The sequence below is a fragment of the Lishizhenia sp. genome, assembly GCF_033720595.1.
GTDB lineage: Bacteria > Bacteroidota > Bacteroidia > Flavobacteriales_D > Crocinitomicaceae > Lishizhenia.
On the sequence record NZ_JAWWCF010000211.1, the window covers coordinates 1 to 4,423 of the forward strand.

General features: G+C 35.0%; 6 protein-coding genes. All 6 read right to left on the minus strand.

Annotated elements, in window-relative coordinates:
- Positions 1 to 191: hypothetical protein (locus R3333_RS12625; RefSeq protein ID WP_318959134.1), on the minus strand; the 191-nt coding region annotated here is incomplete at its 3' end.
- Between the two features lie 229 nt (positions 192 to 420).
- Entirely contained in the window at positions 421 to 1,434 is a 1,014-nt protein-coding gene (locus R3333_RS12630) for a T9SS type A sorting domain-containing protein (protein ID WP_318959135.1), read from the minus strand.
- 76 nt (positions 1,435 to 1,510) lie between these two features.
- Positions 1,511 to 2,056: a hypothetical protein gene (locus R3333_RS12635; protein ID WP_318959136.1), complete on the minus strand. Its 546-nt coding sequence runs from the start codon at positions 2,054 to 2,056 to the stop codon at positions 1,511 to 1,513.
- Positions 2,057 to 2,113: 57 nt separating this feature from the next.
- Positions 2,114 to 3,157, minus strand: a complete 1,044-nt coding sequence (locus tag R3333_RS12640) for a HAMP domain-containing sensor histidine kinase (RefSeq protein WP_318959137.1) — start codon at positions 3,155 to 3,157, stop codon at positions 2,114 to 2,116.
- Positions 3,158 to 3,465: 308 nt separating this feature from the next.
- Positions 3,466 to 3,987, minus strand: coding sequence for a GNAT family N-acetyltransferase (locus R3333_RS12645; protein WP_318959138.1), 522 nt, complete (start codon positions 3,985 to 3,987; stop codon positions 3,466 to 3,468).
- Positions 3,988 to 4,087: 100 nt separating this feature from the next.
- Positions 4,088 to 4,423: hypothetical protein (locus tag R3333_RS12650; protein WP_318959139.1), on the minus strand; the 336-nt coding region annotated here is incomplete at its 5' end.

Genomic DNA, 4,423 nt, shown 5'->3' on the forward strand with positions numbered 1-4,423 from the left:
CATCCACCATTTGGAGAGCTATTAACCAGAAGGGGGGATGATAAACTATTTATGCTTTGGTTTCCTGCAGAGGGATAACCAAATGTGATGTTACTACCTGACTTTTGAGCAGAAGGTTCATCCTTGTTGCAGGAGATGAGTATAATGAGACTAACACTAGTTATTGCTATATATAGAAGTGAATTGTTCATGTTCGGTGTTTTAGAAGATTATATTTGATGGTAGCAATAGAACGTAAGGTTCAATGATTTAGTTTGTACAATAGGCCAGATTTACCCTCAAAATTTACGAGTAGTTTTTGAATCGAAAGGGAAAAGGTCAATTTGATGTGAAGCAGTGCTCTAGTATATATAAAAAAAGAGTCCACTGCAAATGCTAGGACTCTTCAAACAATACGTTCAACTTATGTATTTTAAAACTTTATTGTTTCATTATTTTCTGGGTGTAAACTTCGTTTGATGAGTTTTTGAGCATTAAAATATAGCTACCAGGTTTTAAGTGATCGAGTTGATTAATTTCACCTTCAGTTTTACCGGTTATAACTGTTTTTCCTGAAAGATCTAAGATTTTATATTCCATGGTTTCTACCATATTTTCGATTTGAAGTTGATGCGTGAACGGGTTAGGAGAAAGTTCTATTGCAGTAGCTTCTAATTCATTCAATCCTAAATCTACAGGAGTACCATAACTTTCTACAAATTCAACACTACAATCATAATAAACATTGAAAACCCAATATCTTCTATACACACAACCTACCCAGCAGTCCATCCATCCGTGTGAATATGTGAGTTCTACATGTGTAGGATAAATAGAATCAACAATACTGATACCATAGTTTAATGTTCCGTATTCCCAGGCATCGATCACTTCTTGCACGGTATCAAATAAATTGGCTAAAGCGATCATGTTTGTAATGGTATCTGTTTGCAGTGTTACAAAGTCATAAGGGGAATTAGGACTCGGAGAATAATGGTGCATGTACAAGCCATGTTCATTAATCATTGAATCTATAGTTGCATTACCTGTTGGAATCTGATTCATATATAAACTTTGCATCCAAGGCAGACTATCGTAAACCTGAAGGGTCAGAATATTCAGACTAGGGTCTGGATGGGTATGAATATCGTATATATCAACTACGCTATCTCTTTCTGGTACCCCCGTTAAATTATATACAGCTAGCAAAGCATTTAAAAAAGTATCTATATGACTCATCGGGATATCTACACTGTCTATATAGGTGTGATTTTGTTCTCTTAACTTCCGCATTGTCATGTGTGATGCATCGTATAAATAACGATTATAAATGCTGTCGGGGGCCATACAATTTGAGTTTCGTATTTGAGCATGTCCGTGGAATACACTCAGGCTAAATATGAGGGCACTTAGGATGGGTAAAATAGATTTCATAGCGTGGTTTAATGTTTTCATTATTAATTTAGACGGCTAAATTAACAATTTAGTTGGTTTTTTAACACCGATTTTAATGGTGCTTTCTGATTTGTTATTAGCCTTTGGCTCCTCTGAATTTTAGTACTAAATACTTCAGGCCGGAAAAGTTATAAATGACTTTATTGTACCACTTTGGAAAGGTGCGGTAGGAGGGATGAGAGTATTCGAAGTTGACCTCAGCTGTATAATGATCATTTTTACGTTCAAAAAGATAATCGTAGCGTTGCCAGGTGTTATCTACTTTTACTTCAACCAGGGTATGGTGTGCGATACCGTCAGTCCCTATTAAATCGACGAGTCTGCTGTCATATCCCAACAAATAGGAGAGGTGTGCAATGAGAATAGCACCTTCATCGCATGACAAACCTAAGTTTTCTTCCATTAAATACTTCGGGGAGCAATACAAACAAGACCCTGTATTTTTTTCTTTCGTGGAAGGAGTAGTTTCTAGAATAAATGCATAGACATCATCAGGTGTTTGTAGATCGTTTTCGGAAATGATTTCTCTCAAAAAGGTGTAGTCACTATTATACCAATTATAGGATGAAATTATACCTAGAACAAGTAGAAGTATACCGATTTTAAATCCTTTGCTTTGCATAAAGGAAATGTAGTATTTTTTTTAAGTATGTATTGAATAGAAAGTGATATGAACGCTTTAATTCAAGGGTAATTGTATGGTAAAAGTAGAACCTTGGTTGGGGCCAGGACTTGTAGCTTCAAGTGTTCCTGAATGTTTATTGATAAATCTTCTAGAAATAAATAAGCCCATTCCTTCACTGGGTTCATTTTTCGTACCCTTTCGGGAGTACTCTGTAAAGGGTTTAAAGAGCGCTTCTGAAATACTATTGTCAAAACCAATTCCTTGATCTATAATATCTATACGCATTTGAGATTTAAAAATCTGCGAAGCTATAATGATTTCACTATTGGTTTCCGAGAATTTAATGGCGTTACCAATGAGGTTGTTAAAAACTTGTCGGAAGGCGGTTTCATTTCCGTTGATGTTCAGTTCAGATTGAGCATTGAGACGCAGTTTTATTTTTTTATTATCCAAAGCTGCCTTTTGCGCATTGATTACATCGTGGATGATGTGATTTAAATTAAGCCTTTCTTTTTTCAACTTTCCTTGCGTTATAGATTCATCGCGAAGGTTGATAAGGGTATTGGTGATAAGCTCCAACTGCTGATTCGTAGTTGTTCTAATATGTTCAATAATTATTGCTCTGTCCTTGGGATCTGTTTTTTTCTGATACATGTCCAAAAGCGTATTAATATTGTTACATGGACTTCTCAAATCATGTGAAAGTATTTCAATCGTGTTTTGTTTAGACTCAATTAAATGATCAAATGTTTTGATCGAAAATTGTAGGTCCTTCAACAATTCCCCAATCTCGTCATTAAAATCTAATGGAAGGTTTGGCAGCTCTTGGTTTTCTAAATAGTTTTTAAGTGATGATTTAGCCAGTTTTAAAGGGGCCAACAACTTGTTCAACACAAATAAGGTTAAGGCTGTGGCTCCGAGTGTTAAAATTAACGTGAGGATGATTATTGTAGAAGTAGTAAAGCCTCCTTCATTAAAAACTATGAATAGTATTATACCAATAAGCGGTACATGAATACCTAAAAAAGCAACGGCTAAGAATTTGGATGAATAGCTTTTTAGGAGGCCTGTTTTTGAGAGTTGAGTGTATAGTTTCATAATATCAGTAGAGGGTTTATTTAATTTTTCTACTCAATTCAGTGGAACAAGGTGAGTGATACGAAAATAAGGTATTCAAGATGCGAAATCAAATCATTGAATGCTATGTGAAATAAAGATAAATGCTTTCTTGGTATCCTAATAAGTGGTAAGGAAGCGGGGATATTATACACGCATAAATTATTTTCTTTTTTTTCCAGTGTAATATATGCTTTGTATCTGCTTGTTGACTATTGAGAGAATGCGGCAGTTCTGTAGGGATGTTTCATTGAATTAACTAATGATGTTTTTGCTCGTGTCTTCGTAAATTATCGTTGCATCCAATCTTTTCGTTTTAGGATATAACGTCTATCTCTGCAATTTTCTTTGAGGTTATCAAATTCTCTATCGGGGGTGAAAAATTTTTCTAGAACTTTAACTGAACTTGTATTCTTAATGTTTACATCCGCTGTAATAATATCGAGTTGGAGTTCTTCAAAAGCGTATTGAATTAAATATTCCGTGACCTCTGTGGCATATCCATTTCCCCAATATTTTTGTCGAAATCTATATCCAATTTCGGGTTGGTTTTCATCGTTTGAGAGTAGGGCACAGAGTCCAATCAATTCTTCTTTACCTTTTTCAAATACACCCCATACCCTTGGTTCTTCTCTATTTCCTTTCTGGGAGGGACTTGAGAATTTTTTAAAGTTAGTGGCTATCTTTTCTTCAGACCAGGGTAAATGAGGTACAGGATTCACAATTTCAGGAGCACTTACTAATTCAACAAAGAAGTTGAAGTCTTTCTCAGCAAGCGTTTTAATTTCTAAACGAGGTAATGATTTAAACATAAAAATTCAATCTTAATATCTAGAAAGCTTTAGGTCAAAAGTTTTCTTCTCGATAAAAAAGGTTTTTGGGCCTTTGTTTAGCAGCGTTTATACCTCTTCATTAGAAATAAATGTACTCGGTATCATTTTCTTTGAATAGTATGGAGCTTGTTTTTTCTTCATGTTCTGCTACTAATTTTACTATGCGATGACCAAGTGGTATTTTTGCATAAAAGGATCCATTATAATTGGATTCGCCAATGAGCTGGTTGTCTACATAAACCGAAAAATCGGTATGATCTCCATTTCCGGATGGATTAATGCTTAAGTTAGTTCTTAAGGTCTTAATCATAAATGGTTTAACCTCAGTGGAACTTTTCCCTTTTTTCCTAGCATAGGACCTGAGTCTTAATTGATAGTAGCCATCGGGATTCATCATACCTAAAACGATACTAGG

What these genes read in the sequence shown, in the direction of transcription:
- R3333_RS12630 (WP_318959135.1), bottom strand. Translation starts at nt 1,434, where the DNA reads ATGAAAACATTAAACCACGCTATGAAATCTATTTTACCCATCCTAAGT.
- R3333_RS12635 (WP_318959136.1), bottom strand. Translation starts at nt 2,056, where the DNA reads ATGCAAAGCAAAGGATTTAAAATCGGTATACTTCTACTTGTTCTAGGT.
- R3333_RS12640 (WP_318959137.1), bottom strand. Translation starts at nt 3,157, where the DNA reads ATGAAACTATACACTCAACTCTCAAAAACAGGCCTCCTAAAAAGCTAT.
- R3333_RS12645 (WP_318959138.1), bottom strand. Translation starts at nt 3,987, where the DNA reads ATGTTTAAATCATTACCTCGTTTAGAAATTAAAACGCTTGCTGAGAAA.